This is a genomic window from Paraburkholderia sp. RCC_158 (assembly GCF_041355255.1).
Classification (GTDB): Bacteria; Pseudomonadota; Gammaproteobacteria; order Burkholderiales; family Burkholderiaceae; genus Paraburkholderia; species Paraburkholderia graminis.
This window is the reverse complement of the sequence record NZ_JBFUPM010000006.1, coordinates 175,127-190,830: the sequence shown is the minus strand read 5'-3', so window position 1 is coordinate 190,830 and position 15,704 is coordinate 175,127. Positions and strand designations below refer to the sequence as shown.

Here is a 15,704-nt window from a genome sequence, read left to right as displayed (position 1 = left end):
GCTTCCCAGTCAGAGGAAATGAAAAGGCATCACGCCCGCGCGCCGGCCGAACGCCGGCTCACGACGACGATCATCACGAGACACAACGTCAACGCAGTGAGCATGGTGCTGATCGCGGCGATGGTCGGATCGATCTCGTCGCGCAGCGTGACGAACATGCGGCGCGTGAGCGTCTGATTCGCGCCGCCCGATATGAACAGCGCGACGACGGTTTCATCGAGCGCCTGAATGAACACGAACACCGCGCCGGAAATCACGCTCGCCTTGATCTGCGGCAGCGTCACCGTGAGAAAGCTGCGCAGCCGATTCATGCCGAGACTGCGCGCGACCATTTCCTGCGTGCGGTCGAACGTGCGCAAATCCGCGCCGACGGAAATCAGCACGTACGGCAGCCCGAGCATCGTATCCGCGACGATCAGTCCGCCGAGCGTATTCACGTAACCCGCCTGCGTGAACACGAAGAACACGCCCACCGCGACGATGATGATCGGCACCATCAGCGGCAACATCAGCAGCGTGCGCAGATAGCGCATCGACCAATGCGTGCCGTGCTGGATCGCGTAGGCCGCGGCAACGCCGAGCGGCGTCGCGACGAGCGCGGCGCAAACGGATGCCGTCAGCGTCACGCGAGCGGCGTCGATCCATGCGGGGTTGTCGAAGAACGCGTGATACCAGCGCAACGAGTACGCGGGCGGCGGGAACGTCATGAAGCGCGTGTCGGAGAACGATAGCGGCACGACGATCAGCACCGGCAGCATCAGGAATACGAGGATCAGCACGACGAACGCGCCGAGCACGACTCTGCCTAACGGAATCCTGTTCATTTCGCGCCCAGGGTCTTTTCAAGTGGAATCACGCGGCTCGCGGCATAGAAGATCGCGAACACGCAAACCAGCAGCACGACGCTGACCGCGCTCGCCGCTCCCCAACTGTTGTAGATTTCCACGTTGCGGCTCACCACCATCGACACCATGATCGACTTGCCGCCGCCCATCAGTTCGGGCGTGATGTAAAAACCGAGGCACAGCACGAAGACGAGCGTGACGCCCGCGACGACACCGCTCATCGACAGCGGCAGAAACACGCGCCAGAAAACATGCAGCGGCGAGCCGCCGAGACTCGCGCCGGCCTGCGAGAGGTTCGCTGGAATCTTCTGCATGGCCGAATAAAGCGGCAGCACCATGAACGGCAACAGAATATGCACCATCGCGAGGATCGTGCCGAACTGGTTGTAGGCGAGTTGTATCGGCCGATCCACCAGGCCCATTTCGAGCAACGCCTTGTTGATGAGCCCGGTGCGCTGCAACAGCACGAGCCATGCGTAAGTGCGCACGAGCACACTGGTCCAGAACGGCAATATGACCATGCCGAGTATCAGCGCGCTCCATCGCGGCGACACCGAGGCCGCGAAATACGCCACGGGATATCCGAGCAGAAGCGTCACACCCGTCACGATCGCGCTGAGCCTGAACGTAAGCAGGAAGGTGTCCAGATAGGTGCCGGTGAAGATGCGCCGATAGTTGACGAGCGTGAAGCCGCCGTCATGCCAGATGGACTGCCACGAGAGCCACGCGAGCGGCACCACCAGCAGCACAACGACGACCAAAAGCGCGGGCGCGAGCAACAGCAGCATCGCACGGTCCTCGCGTTGCCGATGGCGCTCCGACGGGTCCATCGCGGTCGTCTGCATCAAGCTGGGTCCCTGAAAAATCCGTTTGGCTGTCGTCATCATGCACCCACGGCGTCGAGAAACTGATACCACGCGGCGACGACGCGAACGCCCGGCGCGCGCAGCGAATGAAACGGCACGGGCCGCAAGCCTTGCTGGCCGAGCAATGCGAGCTCAGGCGTTTCGCCGAGCGCGAGCGCCGCTGCATGCTGACCGAGCAGGCTCGCCATCGCGACACCTGCTCCGTTATACCCGAGACAAAACGTCGTGACGTCGTCGCTTCGGCCAACATGCGGCAGCGAGTTGAAGGTCATGCCGACATAGCCCGACCATTGGTACTCGATCTGCACGTCCGCGAGATCGGGAAACAGCGCGACCATCGCGCGGCGCAGCGCGTCGAAACCGGTGGACTGCCCTTCCTTGCCGAACGCATCGCGTCCGCCGAACAGCATGCTGCCGTCAACCTTGCGAAACCACTTCATCATGCGGCGCGTTTCCGTATAGCTGCGGCGCTGCACCATCAGGCGCGCGTCGAGTTCCGCGGGCAGACGCTCCGTTGCGATCATCGCGCTGCGAAACGGCACGAGCTCGCGTTGATAGGCGGCGGTCGCGGCCGTGAGATCGGAATAGGCATTCGTCGCGACGATCACCTGCTTCGCGCGCACCGTGCCGTGAGGCGTGCGCAGCACGGCGCCACCCGAGCCGCGCTCTGCACGCGTCATCTCGACGATCGGCGTTGCTTCGTAAATCGGCACGCCGCGCGCGGTCAGTCCGCGCGCGATGCCGTACACGTATTCGAGCGGCAGGATCGTGCCGGCATCGGCGCTCAATACGCCGCCGACAAACTCCGCCGATCCCGTCTCGCGAGTTATTTCCGCGGCCGATTGCACGGTCATCGACGTATCGCCCAGTTGCGTGCGCACCCAGTCCGCTTCCGCGCGAATCGCTTCGAACGCTCGCTCGGTGTGCGCGCAACGCAGGCTGCCCGTATGCTCGAAACGCGCGCGCTCGAGCCTGAATTCGTCGACGAACGATTCGACCACGCGCACGCCTTCATGCGCGAGCCGGTGCATGCGCTTGGCGGTATCGAGTCCGTGCAGCTTGTCGATCTGCGGAAACGACAAGCGGAATTTCGACGACACCACGCCGCCATTGCGCCCACTCGCGCCCCAACCCACCGGGTTTGCATCGAACACCGCGCAGTCGACGCCGCGTTTTTGCAGTGCATACGCGGCGGCGAGGCCCGAGTAACCCGCGCCGATCACGGCCACGTCGACGATGAGATCGCGAGCGAGCGGCGCGCCCGTGCTGACGGGCGCCTGCTTTTCGGCAGTGCGCGCCGCCATCGCGCGCCATAACGAATCGGGCTGCGGGCGTTGCGAGGCGTTGTGAATCGCGGGCGCGAGCATGACTTTAAGCGGCGCGCGCTTCGGCTTCGACCGCGTCGGCGAGCGCGCCGAGCGTCGCGAATTTGAAGGTCGGCGTCGTGACGGCTTCCGGAACCGGCGTCGCGCCGAAACCCTTCATGCCCTGACGGCGCTCGATCCAGCAGGTCGCGTAACCGAGCTTCGTCGCGATGCCGATGTCGTGATACTGGCTCTGCGCGGTGTGCAGGATTTCGTCGAACTTGAAGCCGAACGCGGCCTGACGTCCGCGGTTATAGGCGAAGAATTGCGGGTCCGGCTTCGCGACGCCGGTTTCGTCGCAGCACACGGTGTCGTCGAACGGATCGCCGAGTGTGTGCGCATACGCCGACAACGCGACGCGGTCCGCGTTCGTCATCGCAACGAGCCGGTAGTGTTTGCGCAGGCGCTTCAACGCTTCCACCGAATCTTCGAACGCGGGCCATTCGAGCACGTCGCGCTGGAATGCGGCGGCGGATCGCGCGTCGTCGGGCAGGCCGAGTTCCTTCGCGAGATACAGATAGACGTTCGCCATCTCGTGACTCGAGCGCCCCGGATATTTCGCGCGTCCGCGCATATACGGTTCGAAGATCTGATCGTCGGTGAGGTCTTTCGCCGCCGCGCCGCCCAGGCGCCGCACGGACGCAAGCACGCCCTGTTCGAAGTTGATCAGCGTGCCGACGACATCGAACGTCAGGACCTTGAAATCGGTGAGCTTCATTGCATCATCCTTTGCGGGTTGTGAGGGTTGCGTGAATTGCGCAAGAGGTAAGCCCGGGCGGGCGCGAGAAGAATCAGGCGGGCACGACGATGGTGTCCTGCGGATCGAGCAACACCGTCATAGGCTCGCCCGGCGATGGAATGCGGCGACGCGCGTCGTGATTGCCGGGTTGGCGCAAGCTGATCGACGTGCCGTCGGCGAGCGCGGCGAACACGCGCAAACTCTCGCCCTGATACAGCACTTCGGTCACGCGGCACGACAGCCGGTTCGCGCCTTCGGCGGAACCGCCGTCGATCACGAGCTTTTCGGTTTGCACGGCAAGCAGCAGACGCTCGCCGCGCGGCAACGGATGTGCGGTGCGCAGCAGCGCGTCGCCGAGCCGCACGGCGTCGTCGCCGGCGCGGCTCACGTCGAGCAGCGTCGCCTCGCCGATGAAGCTCGCGACGAACGCATCGCAAGGCCGGTCGTACAGACGCTCCGGCGTATCGATCTGCACGAGCTTGCCGTTCTTCAGCACCGCGACGCGGTCGCTCATGGTGAGCGCCTCGCGCTGATCGTGCGTCACGTAGACGATCGTCGCGCCGAGCTTGCGGTGCAAACGCCGCAGCTCGATCTGCATCGTCTCGCGCAATTGCTTGTCGAGCGCGGAGAGCGGTTCGTCCATCAGGATGAGTTGCGGCTCGAACACCATCGCTCTGGCGAGCGCGACGCGCTGACGCTGGCCGCCCGAAAGCTGGCTAATGTTGCGCGCCTCGAAGCCGCTCAGTTCGACCATCGCGAGTGCGTCGGCCACTTTCTTCGCCCAGCCCGCTTTCGGCTCGCGGCGCGCGCGCAGCGGGAATGCCACGTTCTCGCCGACCGTCATGTGCGGAAACAGCGCGTAGTTCTGGAAAACGATGCCGATATTGCGTTTATGCGGCGGCGCAAATGTAATGTCATTCTCGCCGACCCAGACTGCGCCCGAACTCGGCTGAACAAAGCCGCCGAGGATGCCGAGCAGCGTCGTCTTGCCCGAGCCCGACGGCCCCAGCAGCGACACGAACTCGCCGGGCGCGATGTCGAGCGAAACGTCGTCCAGCGCGACCACCGGACCGTAGCGCTTGCCTGCCGACCGGATCGAGACTCCTGTTTTCGCTCGTGCGTCCATTGCGTTTTTTCTCGCTAAAGGGGCTGCGTTAGGGAAAATATAGGTGGCAAACTTTTTGGCGGCAATTCCCAAATTGTTGGATCGGGCATAACATGAAGTCATGCCGAATCTACGCAAAAAATTGCCGAGCGCGAATGCGCTGTTCGTCTTCGAAGCCGCCGCGCGCTGCGGCAACTTCACGCGCGCCGCGCAGGAACTCTATGTGAGCCAACCCGCCGTTAGCCGCATGCTCGCGCGCATGGAAGACCACATCGGAGTGCGCCTTTTCGAGCGCGTGCGCGGCGGCATCGAGTTGACGGAGAACGGGCGCATTCTCTATCGCAAGATCTCCGAAGGATTCAACGGCATAGAGAGCGCGATACGCGAGATCGAGGCGCGCGCCACGGGCGTCGAGTCGGTCACGCTGTCGGTGTCGACCGGCTTTACGACGCATTGGCTGATGCCGCGCATGAGCCGCCTGAACCAGGCGTTTCCGTCGATTGATCTGAGGTTTCAGCTCATTTCGGGGCGCATCGGCGGGCCGCTGGTCGACGTCGATCTCGGCATGCGGTTCTTGCACGCCGACGAAATCGACGACAACAGCGTGCTCGTCATGCCGGAAACGCTGATGCCCGTATGCAACCCGCGCTACCAGGAAACCGCGCAAACGGAGGCGGGCCGCGAGCATGGCGATACGGTCATCGTGATGGACGACGAGGAGCGCGGCTGGCATCACCGCTTTGGCGCGTTCGAGCAGCATGGGCGGCGCGTTGCGGGCATGCTCAGCTTCAACGACTACGCGATCGTCGTGCAGGCCGCGCTGCTCGGCCAGGGCATCGCGCTTGGCTGGTTGAACGTGGTGTCGCACTGGCTATCGCAGCGCGCGCTGGTCCCCGCCGAGGAGCAGATCATCGTGACGAGTCGGCGCTGCTGCCTGGTGTCGCCGGCGAACCGGCCATTGCGGCCGATTGTTGCGGATGTGCGCGACTGGATCGTCGAAGAGATGCGCGCGGATTTGCGTACGTTGGAGAGTGCGTATCCGCAGTTGGGGTTGCGTGGGGCGTTGAAGGAGTGCGGCGTGACTATCGGCTGAGGGCCGCTCGCTCAAAGTCCCTGTTTCATCGTATTGAGCGTGGAGCCGAAAGACTGATGCGTGTTGACCGCATTGATGATATCCGCGAGGAACCACGGGAGAATCAATTGAGTGTCGGGATCGGTCACGCCGACGCTTAGTACTGGCGGCTTCGGTTTGGACTTAGACGCGTGCTGATCGGTGCGCGCGGTGGGCGTGGTGGAGGTTGCGGCAGTGGGTGGAACCTGTCGCGCGTCTCGTTCAGCGGACGGCGGCCATGTCGATGAACAGCCGGCCGCGAAGATCGCAGTGATAGCCACAGTAGCGCTGACGTAAAACCGCTTCATGATGTGAACTCCCGCTATATTGCTTCGACAGAAACGGCAGGCGCGAAGTTCGTCGGAAGGCGTTGCAGCGCTCTGGGCCGGGCCTTTTCCGAACCAAGCCAGCATCTCGCGCAAGCCCTGCGCACGCGAACTCTGGTACGCTGCGCCCTTTGCAACAGCTTGCATTCGACTCGATGGAAACTCCTTTCAACGATCGCGGCGTGTCGGTCACCCGCAATGCGCTTTCATCCGCCGGCCAGGTTTTCCCGCTGCGCGACATCGTCAGCGTGAAGGTCGTCACCGTGCAGAAGAACAAGGTATTGCCCATTACGATTTCGGTCGTGGGGCTCGTCGGCGCGATTGTCGGCGGCGTGCTTCGCGCGCCGGTGGGAATCGTGTGCGGCGTGATGCTGGCGGTCGTCGGCTGGCTCACGTGGGCGACGCAGGATGTCACGCACCGTCTGATGGTGCAAACGGCCAATGGCGAACGCGAGGCGCTGTCGAGCGTCGATCGCGACTTCGTCGAGCGCGTCGGCGCGGCCGTGAACGAAGCCAAGGGCGCAGCCGCTTCGGCTTCCGCCACGCAGAAAGTTGAGTAAGCCGATGTTAGGCCCGCGCTCGCGGGCTTGTTAAAGCGGCCGACGGCGCAGGTAGATGTGCGCGTCGGCGTCACGCTAAACGCAAATCGCCGCGGCATCGAGCCGCGCTTCCCTTCACACATCTTTGCAAGTGGTCGCCGGTGCCCGGTTAGAGTCGCCGCTCCTGTTATCGCGCGTTCACTTTCGCAGGCCTCGCGATGCGTCGCTCTCTGTGCGTAGCAGCCGCATGCATCGCCTTCGCAAGGGACCGCCTTTTTGCGAGCGTGTCTCATGTCCCTGCTTACTGTCACTGGTTATGCCGCGCGCCGGCATCTGCACCTGCATCTGCATCTTCGTCTGCATCGTCATTGGCGCCGTTTGGCCGCCGCCGCGCTGTTTGCGACCGGCGCGCTCACCGCGCTCAGCGGCTGCTCGACCACTTTCCCGACGCCCACGCCGCCCGCCTCGAGCGTTTCGCTGATCAACGGCGGCAAGGACGGCGTGCTGATTCCGCTACACGTCGAACGTGCCGATGAAGACCACGCGCGTCTCGGCCTGCCGGTTCAACTCGACGGCAAACCGGTCTACGTCGCGCTCGATACGGGCACGCAAGGCGTGCGCGTGTTGAAGTCGGTGCTGCCCGGTTCGGACTATCCGAGCGCCGCGCCGGCGAGCACGCTGCTGCTCGCGAACGGCGCGCAAATTTCGGGCGCCACGGTGAAAGTGCCGATGAGCGTCGCGGGATCGAACGCAGTAAAGGTCGACGCGCAGGCCGTGGACGCCGTCAGTTGCCAGGCCAACGCCAAACGCTGCGTCGCGATGGACGGCTACACCGGCGAATTCGGCTGGGCCTTCTCCGGACTGTTCGGCGTGGGCGCCGCGCAACCGGACGACACCTGTTGCACGCAACCGCTGCGCGCGCTCGTCGGCCACATCGGCGAACGCTATGTGGTGCATGCCAGTTTCGCGAAACCATACTTGCTGCTGAGCCCGTCGAGCGCGATCACGAAGGACTACACGATGGTGCCGATGACGGTATCGAAAGACGGCGCATTGCAGTGGCCGCGAGGCTGCGTCAATGTCGGCGACAAGACGACGTTTTGCGCGCCGCTGGTGTTTGCCACGGCAACCACTGGCATGATCCGCGTCGAAACCGATACCGCGCCGAACTGGACCGGCGACGACAGCCCTGGCAAGGTGCTCATTCAAGGCAACTACAACGCGGCGATTGGTTCGGGCAAGTGGGTGCATCGCTACGACGACGCGCAAGTCACCATCGTCAAGGCGCAACCGGGGGCAAACCGCATCGTGATCGGTCTGATGGGCATGCAGAACATCGACGTGCTGTTCGATTTTCCGCACGCTCAGTTGGGGCTTTATGCGCGGGAGAGGGTTGAGAAGTTGACGCCTTGAGGGTGGTGTTTTAGGCAGAAAGAAAGGCCGTGCGTCGGTGGATGTGGTGGGTTGTTATTCACCGACGTGGTGCCGTGCGCTCTTTCCATAGCGTCGTAAAAGTAGCGTCGTACTGGCCGCTCCGGCTACGTACTGATTCGCCATCCTTACTTCTAGGTATTGGGGGCGCTTGGTCATGAAAGACACCCCAACGTCGGATCGGTTTCCGACCTTTGGGGTGCAGTTCCTTTGCCCGAACTCGGGTTACCCGGATAAACATACCCTCAAATATTTCGCCTCATTGGGGCGGAATTTGTCGCAAGTCAAGTTAAATGCCTTCGCGTCGTGCCGACGCGGCCTCTGTTTCGGCCATTTCCCCGTTTTCAGACCAGTCCTATATCGCGCTGCGCAAGTACCGCGCGAGCATGGTCAATCAGGGCCAAAACATCGCCCTGTCGTAGCCGGTAGCGGCACGGCCGGCGTCTTCGTTGGTTCCGGACGTATGGAAATGTCGAATCAGGAAAATCGCAAGGGGAACAACGTATGCATTCGCGACGATCGGTGCGCGCACGGAGCGCGGCGGATGCGTTACTAGTGGTTCGGAGGTTTGCATCGACGGCTTTCCGCTAGCGTGCGTTGGCGATGTCGTGACGTATAGCGATGGTAGTCAAGCGGTGATGGACGAGAGAGAGCCAACAACTAGGGCTTGAAGTAGCGCACCGAACAGGAGACAAGCATGTTTGATCGACTTGTAGCAGATGGAGACCGCACCACGACAGGCGGAGAAGTTATTGGCCGTAGTGACTTCTATAACGAACAAGGCAGGATGTACGCGCGCAAGGAAAATCATGCGACGTGCGGAACCTGCAAAGGCGGATGCCAATCTACGGCACTGCAAGCAATTGGATGGATGACGGCTCGCCATATGTGAAGGACCTGGACCGCGTTCTATGCCCATGCGGTAGGAATTTTGTTCTTGCCGCAGGTTCGTCCAATGCGTTCTATTCCGACAGCAAAGGTGAGGCCCCGGCCGCGCCGACGCAAACTCCAACGACTTCTATCTATGACCAGCAATACACACTCAGGAATAGCGCCGGTGAACCGTTCGAGAACGTGCCCTATCGCGTCCGTATTGGTTCCGAGGTCATAGCGAGTGGAGTAACGGACTCACGCGGAATGACGCAACGAATCGCCACCGAAGACGCGCGCCGGCTAACACTCGAAATTATCGTGAGCCACTAACGCGACTTCCGGTCGGTATCCCCGCCCGATTGGGAGCATGCCATATCGGATCGTCGTTGATGGAGACCGCGTCATAGCGGCAACCACGAACCGTAACGGCCAAACGGATCACATAGAAACGCAGAAAATTTCGCCCCGCAATTTCAAGTGGAGAAGCAAGCATGTCCGATGATGCAGAGTGGGTAACGGTCCACGATACAGCAATCGCCAATACGAATCCCGATTCGATGGTTCATGTCACGATCAATACAGTGCCCATATGCTCGAACATGACGAATAAGCAATTCGCCGAAACCGTTATGCGAGCGCGCGATGCAGGGCTCACACTAATCAAGGATCGTATTGCGGCGGTAGCACAATGGGATGCGAACGAGCAGGCCCGCGCTAAAACCTATTTCGGTCGTGCAGACGATGAAATTCGAAGCACCCTGGCCGCCAGACTCCCGCGCTTGCTCGCGGCAATGCAAGAACTAGTGCCCGAGAAAATTGTCCGCTGGGATGACGCCTCAAACAGAAATCTTACCTGCTCCGTTGTACCTGATAACGGACAGAATCGGGCCGGCGTGTGTAAGCCCGATTCAGAGAAGCGCGTTATTGCGATCTATAGTGCTTTCTGCACGGATTCCAACGGCGAGTTGTGGCACGGTGCGAAGGTCAAGACGCTGATACACGAATGCACGCACTTCACCGACACGTTCAACTCCGACGATATCATGTACGGCAACACTGAAAGCGGGATGCATGCTTTCGCATTGGGGAACCGCGACAAGGCGATGCGGAACGCCGATAGTATTACGGGCTATATTGCGACCTTTGACAAGACAGTAGCGCGATGAAAAAACTAATATCCACATGTTTTATCTCCATTGCAATGGCTACGACTTTCCTGTCGATGCAAGCACGGGCATGCACGGTCAGCGAGTCAATGGAAACACGACTTCCCTTTAACGCCATCGAGCTAACGAACGGAGATAGATTATCAATTGCCAACATCGTACTGGAAGCAAAAAAATGGCCTGACGTCGACATCCAGGCCGTAATCATTGCGGGTGCATACGTTGGAGAGAAGGATCGCGAAAGATTAAAAAGCGAGCGCGGCGAACTCGTGAAATCTTATTTAGTCCAGTTAGGGATTAATCCACAGAACGTTCTGATTGAGCCAAAGGTCTTTACCAACGAAATGGTAAAAAACGAGGACGGCACTTTGAACCTGCATCAAATCTCAATTGAGCTTGTGCCTTTGTGCAAAGGTGGTTGCGAACGGCTTTGCGACGATCCACGGATCACACCGCATAGCCGATCTATCAAGTAAGGATAGCCCGGCGTCGGCGGGGCTTTTCATTCGAGCGTCAACCGCGCCTGCTCGTGCGTGGTGTCGGCATGCGTTTAGCTGCTCGCTGTGCTTCCCCACGAAAAGCACCCCTAAAGCTCAGATCGCTGTCCAACCTTTGGGGTGCAGTTCAACCTCGTTCTCTGCCGCACGCGCAACCCACAACCCGCGCCCAACCCAAATCCCCTCACCCCAAACTAAGCGGATTCACCCGCCATATCTCCCGAGCATACTCAGCGATCGTCCGATCCGACGAAAACTGCCCCATGCCCGCGACATTCTCAATCGCGCTTTCCGTCCACGCACGCTTGTCGACGAAACGCGCGTCCACTTCGTTTTGCGCCTTCGCGAACGCGGCGAAATCGGCGAGCACCATGTAGTGATCGCCCCAATCCACCAGCGTGTGGAAAATATCGGAGAAACGCAGCGGGTCGTCGGGTGAGAAGTAGCCGCCGCGAATCTGGTCGAGCGCCATGCGCAACTCGGCGTTCTGCTCGTACACTTCGCGTGGACGGTAGCCGCTCGCGCGCAGATCGTCCACCTCGTCCGCGGTATGGCCGAAGATGAAGATATTCTCGCGGCCCACGGCATCGCAGATCTCGATGTTCGCGCCATCCATCGTGCCGATCGTCAATGCCCCGTTGAGCGCGAGCTTCATGTTGCCGGTGCCCGATGCTTCCGTGCCGGCCATCGAAATCTGCTCGGACAAATCGGCGGCCGGAATGATCAGTTCCGCCACGCTCACGCCGTAGTTCGGCACGAACACCACTTTGAGACGGTCGCCAATCAGCGGATCGTGATTGACCTTCTGACTCACATCGCCGATCAGTTTGATGATCGTCTTCGCCATCCGGTAAGCGGACGCGGCCTTGCCCGCGAACATCACCACGCGCGGCACCCAGTCGCGCTCCGGATTCGCGCGAATCTGGTTGTAGCGCACGATCACATGCAGCACGTTCAGCAATTGCCGCTTGTATTCGTGGATGCGCTTCACCTGCAGATCGAACAGCGCGTCGGGATTGAAATGCAGCTTCGTATGATGCGCGAGCCGCTGCACGAGCCGCAACTTGTTCTGCCGCTTGGCCTCACGAAATGCTTCGATGAACTCACTATCGCTACGCAGTTCGCGCAATTGCGCGAGTTCGAACAGATTGCCGCGCCAATGCGTGCCGATCTTCTGATCGATCAGCGACGACAGCGACGGACTCGCCTGCGATAACCAGCGCCGCGGCGTAATACCGTTCGTCACATTCGTGAAGCGGTCTGGATAAATGCGCGCGAAGTCGGCGAAGATGTCGCGCGTCATCAGTTGCGAATGCAGCTTCGACACGCCGTTCACCTTGTGGCTCGCGACAATCGCCAGATACGCCATGCGCACGCGCCGCTGTCCGTATTCATCGACAAGAGAAATGCGGCGGATCATCTCCGCGTCGTGACCCGACTGCTCGCTCACATGCTTGAGAAAACCGGCATTGATCTCGAAGATGATCTCGAGATGCCGCGGCAACAAACGCGACAGCATTTCGACGTCCCACGTTTCGAGCGCCTCGGGCATCAACGTGTGATTCGTGTACGAGAAAATTTGCGTGACATGTTTCCACGCCTTGTCCCACGGCAGATGATGCACGTCCACGAGCAAGCGCATCAGTTCCGGAATCGCCAGCACCGGGTGCGTATCGTTCAGATGCACCGCGACCTTTTCGGAGAAGCGCCCAAACGTGCTGTGCGTGCGCTGATAGCGGCGGATCAGATCCTGCATGGTCGCCGAAACGAAGAAGTACTCCTGACGCAGCCGCAGTTCGCGGCCGGCCGGCGTGGAATCGTCCGGATACAGCAGCCGCGATACGTTCTCCGACATGTTCTTCGTGTCCACCGCATTGCGATAGTCGCCGCGGTTGAACGCGCCGAGGTCGAGCTCGTCGGTGGCGCGCGCGGACCACAGGCGCAGCGTGTTGGTGGCGTCGGTCGCGTAGCCTGGAATCACCGTGTCGTAAGCAGTGGCGTTCACATGCTCGGTGTCGATCCATTCGACCTGATCGCCGCGCTGCACGGTGCGTCCGCCGAAATGCACGGTGTACTTGATCTCGGGTCGCGGAAATTCCCACGGATTGCCGGCGCGCAGCCAGTAATCCGGCGCCTCGACCTGCTCGCCATCGACGATCTCCTGACGGAACATCCCGTATTCATAACGGATGCCGTAACCGAAGCCCGGAATACCGAGCGTGGCCATCGAATCGAGAAAGCATGCGGCCAGCCGGCCGAGGCCGCCGTTGCCGAGCGCGGCGTCGGGCTCGATGTCGGTCAGCGCGTCCATGTCGACGCCGAGACTCGCGAGCGCTTCCTTCATCTGATCGTGGATGCCGAGCGCGAGCAACGCATTCGTGAAGGTCCGGCCGATCAGGAATTCCATCGACAGGTAGTAGACGCGCTTCACGTCCTGTTCGTATTGCAGGCGCGTGGTTTTCATCCAGCGCGCGACGAGCCGGTCGCGCACGGCAAGCGCCGCGGCATGCAGCCAGTCATGCGGATGCGCGGTGACGGCGTCCTTGCCGACGCCGTACATCATGCGATTGGAAATTGAGCGCCGTAGCGCGTCGACGGTACTGTTGAGCTGGTCGAATTCCAGATCGACGGCTGTCATCGAAGCCTCCGGTAAAAGCGCTGCGACATGCGCGAACCGCACAGATGACGGACGGGAGGCGCGTGCCGGTCAGGCGGGTTAAGAATCAGAGTAGGACATTTTACGACTCCCGGATGCCGGCGAGCGCGGGTGCGGGTCACGCACATGCCATGCCCGCCTGCGCGCGCGGCTATCAGCCGGAACGCCCGCTTTGACGCACGCGCGCGGTGCAACGCGCGCGTGATTGGGCACTGCGCGCGTGCATCAGGGCTGTTATCGACGGTGAGGTCAAAGTGTGAAGGCGGGCAACGCGAGCGTGACATCATGCGACGTGGATCGCGTGACACTTGCGATTATTTTTTTGGCGCTGGCACGAGGGCGCGAGCACGCGAGGATCCGAAGTGGCAATGTGATCGAATCGCGGCTTCATCTGCCAGGCGATGTGACTGTCAAGCGATCGCGCGCATCAACATTCTTCGCCGTGCGTAACGCGTGAGCGCCGGCGCCCACCGATTCGAAGACGCCGGGCGGGGCTGACAGTTAGTTGCGTCCGCACGGGATTTCATACGGCTTACGACCCATGAGCGGCTCTGCACGATTTCCGCGTCTCTGTACAATCGCTACATTCGCCGCGCGGTGCCTTGGTCCCGTTTGGTCGTTCCTCCGGCCGGCCCGCGCTCCTGCTGTTCACCTGGTCTTGCCCCTCGCGCGCCGCATCGCCGATATGCGGCGCGTCGACGTGCCTATCTCCGACGAGCAACCCGTGTCCGATAGACTCAGCGCCGCATCCGCACCGCCCTTTCCCGCGGATGCCCCCATGTCCGCCGCCAACCGCCGCGCGATGGCCGCGATCATGCTCGCCGTCGCGCTCGCCACGCTCGACACCGCGATCGCCAACACGGCGCTGCCCGCGATCGCCGCGGATCTGCACGCGGCGCCCGCGGCATCGGTGTGGATCATCAACGCATACCAGCTCGCGATGGTTGCGACGCTGCTGCCGCTCGCCGCGCTTGGGGACATCGTCGGGCATCGGCGGATTTATATCGGCGGCATTGCGCTGTTCACGCTGGCTTCGCTCGCATGCTCGCTGGCGCCGACCCTCCCCATGCTCGCCGGCGCGCGCGTGCTGCAAGGCCTCGGCGCGAGCGCGATCATGAGCGTGAACACCGCGCTGATCCGCTTCCTGTATCCGCCGCATCGGCTCGGACGCGGCCTCGGCACCAATGCGCTGATCGTCGGCGTATCGTTCGCGGTCGGCCCGACGGTGGCGTCGCTGATTCTGTCGGTTGCCTCGTGGCCGTGGCTGTTCGCGGTCAACGTGCCGCTCGGCGTGCTCGCGCTGGCTTTCGCGTGGCCCGCGCTGCCGCACACTGAGCGCGGCACGCACGGTTTCGATCCGGTCGCCGCGCTACTGAACGTCATCACGTTCGCCGCCCTGATCTTCGCGCTCGGCGAAGGCGCGCAGCGCGCGTCGACGCAACTCGTGCTGGGCGCCGCGGTGATCGCACTCGTCTTCGGCGCGCTGCTGATTCGCCGCGAAGCCGGCCACCCCGCGCCGATGCTTCCCGTCGATCTGTTCAAGCGGCCGGTGTTCGCGCTGTCGGCGGTGACGGCGGTCTGTTCGTTCGCCGCGCAAGGGCTCGCGTTCGTGTCGCTGCCGTTTTATTTCGAGGATGTGCTGCATCGCAGCCAGGTGGAAACCGGCTTTCTGATGACGCCGTGGCCGGTTGTCGTCGCGTTGGCCGCGCCGCTCGCGGGCAGTCTGTCGGATCGCTATCCGCCCGGCCTGCTGGGCGCGATCGGGCTCGCGGTGATGTCGGCGGGCATGGCGTCGCTCGCGCTGTTGCCGGTGCACCCGCATGTGTTCGATATCGGCATCCGCATGGCGATTTGCGGCGCGGGTTTCGGCTTTTTCCAATCGCCGAATCTGAAAGCGCTGATGGCGAGCGCGCCGCCCGAGCGCAGCGGCGGCGCGAGCGGCATCGTCGCGACCGCGCGGCTGCTCGGGCAGACCACGGGCGCGGCGCTAGTCGCGTTGAGCTTCAGCGTGGCGGGCCGGCATGGCCCGACGCTCGCGCTCGGCGCCGGCGCTTTCTTTGCTGGCGCGGCAAGCCTCGCGAGCGGTTTGCGGCTTCTGGCGCCGTCGCATCGCGCGGGCGTGCATGTGAAAACGTCGGCGAAATAGAAACGGGCGCGCGGCAGGCGTTCAGCCTATGCGCGCCCCG

Annotated in this window: 13 protein-coding genes; 6 read left to right on the top strand and 7 right to left on the bottom strand. The window is 62.2% G+C overall.

From position 1 onward, the window contains the following. Window positions 1-29: 29 nt before the first annotated feature. The 5 genes from AB6809_RS14600 to AB6809_RS14580 form a co-directional block, all read right to left on the bottom strand. Window positions 30-824, bottom strand: a complete 795-nt coding sequence (locus AB6809_RS14600; RefSeq protein ID WP_006049237.1) for an ABC transporter permease — start codon at window positions 822-824, stop codon at window positions 30-32. Then, complete coding sequence (locus AB6809_RS14595) at window positions 821-1,732, bottom strand: ABC transporter permease (protein ID WP_035569473.1); 912 nt, start codon at window positions 1,730-1,732, stop codon at window positions 821-823. The genes AB6809_RS14600 and AB6809_RS14595 overlap by 4 nt, the downstream gene beginning before the upstream one ends. Then, window positions 1,729-3,078 (bottom strand): NAD(P)/FAD-dependent oxidoreductase, encoded by a 1,350-nt coding sequence (locus tag AB6809_RS14590; RefSeq protein ID WP_371026852.1) that lies wholly within the window; start codon window positions 3,076-3,078, stop codon window positions 1,729-1,731. The genes AB6809_RS14595 and AB6809_RS14590 overlap by 4 nt, the downstream gene beginning before the upstream one ends. Before the next feature lie 4 nt (window positions 3,079-3,082). Then, the gene (locus AB6809_RS14585; RefSeq protein ID WP_029966426.1) at window positions 3,083-3,793 is read right to left on the bottom strand and encodes an HAD-IA family hydrolase; all 711 of its coding nucleotides are present in this window, start codon (window positions 3,791-3,793) and stop codon (window positions 3,083-3,085) included. Window positions 3,794-3,866: 73 nt separating this feature from the next. Next, the gene (locus tag AB6809_RS14580; RefSeq protein ID WP_029966427.1) at window positions 3,867-4,940 is read right to left on the bottom strand and encodes an ABC transporter ATP-binding protein; all 1,074 of its coding nucleotides are present in this window, start codon (window positions 4,938-4,940) and stop codon (window positions 3,867-3,869) included. Window positions 4,941-5,040: 100 nt separating this feature from the next. Between AB6809_RS14580 and AB6809_RS14575 the strand changes: the two genes are divergently transcribed. After that, entirely contained in the window at window positions 5,041-6,012 is a 972-nt protein-coding gene (locus tag AB6809_RS14575; RefSeq protein WP_029966428.1) for a LysR family transcriptional regulator, read from the top strand. Between the two features lie 11 nt (window positions 6,013-6,023). Here AB6809_RS14575 and AB6809_RS14570 read toward each other — a convergent pair whose 3' ends face one another. Next, window positions 6,024-6,503 carry a hypothetical protein gene (locus AB6809_RS14570; RefSeq protein ID WP_307258776.1) on the bottom strand — a complete coding sequence of 160 codons (480 nt, stop codon included), beginning with the start codon at window positions 6,501-6,503 and terminating at the stop codon, window positions 6,024-6,026. 8 nt (window positions 6,504-6,511) lie between these two features. Between AB6809_RS14570 and AB6809_RS14565 the strand changes: the two genes are divergently transcribed. The 4 genes from AB6809_RS14565 to AB6809_RS14550 all read left to right on the top strand — a co-directional run bounded on the left by AB6809_RS14565 (window position 6,512) and on the right by AB6809_RS14550 (window position 10,841). Beyond that, complete coding sequence (locus tag AB6809_RS14565) at window positions 6,512-6,916, top strand: DUF6232 family protein (protein ID WP_029966432.1); 405 nt, start codon at window positions 6,512-6,514, stop codon at window positions 6,914-6,916. 270 nt (window positions 6,917-7,186) lie between these two features. Then, window positions 7,187-8,308, top strand: a complete 1,122-nt coding sequence (locus tag AB6809_RS14560) for a hypothetical protein (protein ID WP_029966434.1) — start codon at window positions 7,187-7,189, stop codon at window positions 8,306-8,308. Between the two features lie 1,382 nt (window positions 8,309-9,690). Continuing rightward, window positions 9,691-10,365, top strand: a complete 675-nt coding sequence (locus tag AB6809_RS14555; RefSeq protein WP_029966436.1) for a M35 family metallo-endopeptidase — start codon at window positions 9,691-9,693, stop codon at window positions 10,363-10,365. Beyond that, on the top strand, window positions 10,362-10,841 hold the full coding sequence (locus AB6809_RS14550; protein ID WP_029966438.1) for a hypothetical protein: 480 nt from the start codon (window positions 10,362-10,364) through the stop codon (window positions 10,839-10,841). The genes AB6809_RS14555 and AB6809_RS14550 overlap by 4 nt, the downstream gene beginning before the upstream one ends. A 205-nt stretch (window positions 10,842-11,046) precedes the next feature. Here the strand turns inward: AB6809_RS14550 and AB6809_RS14545 are convergent, their stop codons facing one another. Then, the gene (locus AB6809_RS14545; RefSeq protein WP_029966441.1) at window positions 11,047-13,500 is read right to left on the bottom strand and encodes a glycogen/starch/alpha-glucan phosphorylase; all 2,454 of its coding nucleotides are present in this window, start codon (window positions 13,498-13,500) and stop codon (window positions 11,047-11,049) included. A gap of 796 nt (window positions 13,501-14,296) precedes the next feature. On the opposite strand from AB6809_RS14545, the gene AB6809_RS14540 reads away from it, so the two are divergent. Next, window positions 14,297-15,664, top strand: a complete 1,368-nt coding sequence (locus tag AB6809_RS14540) for an MFS transporter (protein ID WP_029966445.1) — start codon at window positions 14,297-14,299, stop codon at window positions 15,662-15,664. Window positions 15,665-15,704: the final 40 nt, after the last annotated feature.

Excerpts from the sequence above, each read along its gene's own strand:
- AB6809_RS14600 (WP_006049237.1), bottom strand. The coding sequence starts at position 824 with ATGAACAGGATTCCGTTAGGCAGAGTCGTGCTCGGCGCGTTCGTCGTG.
- AB6809_RS14595 (WP_035569473.1), bottom strand. The coding sequence starts at position 1,732 with ATGATGACGACAGCCAAACGGATTTTTCAGGGACCCAGCTTGATGCAG.
- AB6809_RS14590 (WP_371026852.1), bottom strand. The coding sequence starts at position 3,078 with ATGCTCGCGCCCGCGATTCACAACGCCTCGCAACGCCCGCAGCCCGAT.
- AB6809_RS14585 (WP_029966426.1), bottom strand. The coding sequence starts at position 3,793 with ATGAAGCTCACCGATTTCAAGGTCCTGACGTTCGATGTCGTCGGCACG.
- AB6809_RS14580 (WP_029966427.1), bottom strand. The coding sequence starts at position 4,940 with ATGGACGCACGAGCGAAAACAGGAGTCTCGATCCGGTCGGCAGGCAAG.
- AB6809_RS14575 (WP_029966428.1), top strand. The coding sequence starts at position 5,041 with ATGCCGAATCTACGCAAAAAATTGCCGAGCGCGAATGCGCTGTTCGTC.
- AB6809_RS14570 (WP_307258776.1), bottom strand. The coding sequence starts at position 6,503 with ATGCAAGCTGTTGCAAAGGGCGCAGCGTACCAGAGTTCGCGTGCGCAG.
- AB6809_RS14565 (WP_029966432.1), top strand. The coding sequence starts at position 6,512 with ATGGAAACTCCTTTCAACGATCGCGGCGTGTCGGTCACCCGCAATGCG.
- AB6809_RS14560 (WP_029966434.1), top strand. The coding sequence starts at position 7,187 with ATGTCCCTGCTTACTGTCACTGGTTATGCCGCGCGCCGGCATCTGCAC.
- AB6809_RS14555 (WP_029966436.1), top strand. The coding sequence starts at position 9,691 with ATGTCCGATGATGCAGAGTGGGTAACGGTCCACGATACAGCAATCGCC.
- AB6809_RS14550 (WP_029966438.1), top strand. The coding sequence starts at position 10,362 with ATGAAAAAACTAATATCCACATGTTTTATCTCCATTGCAATGGCTACG.
- AB6809_RS14545 (WP_029966441.1), bottom strand. The coding sequence starts at position 13,500 with ATGACAGCCGTCGATCTGGAATTCGACCAGCTCAACAGTACCGTCGAC.
- AB6809_RS14540 (WP_029966445.1), top strand. The coding sequence starts at position 14,297 with ATGTCCGCCGCCAACCGCCGCGCGATGGCCGCGATCATGCTCGCCGTC.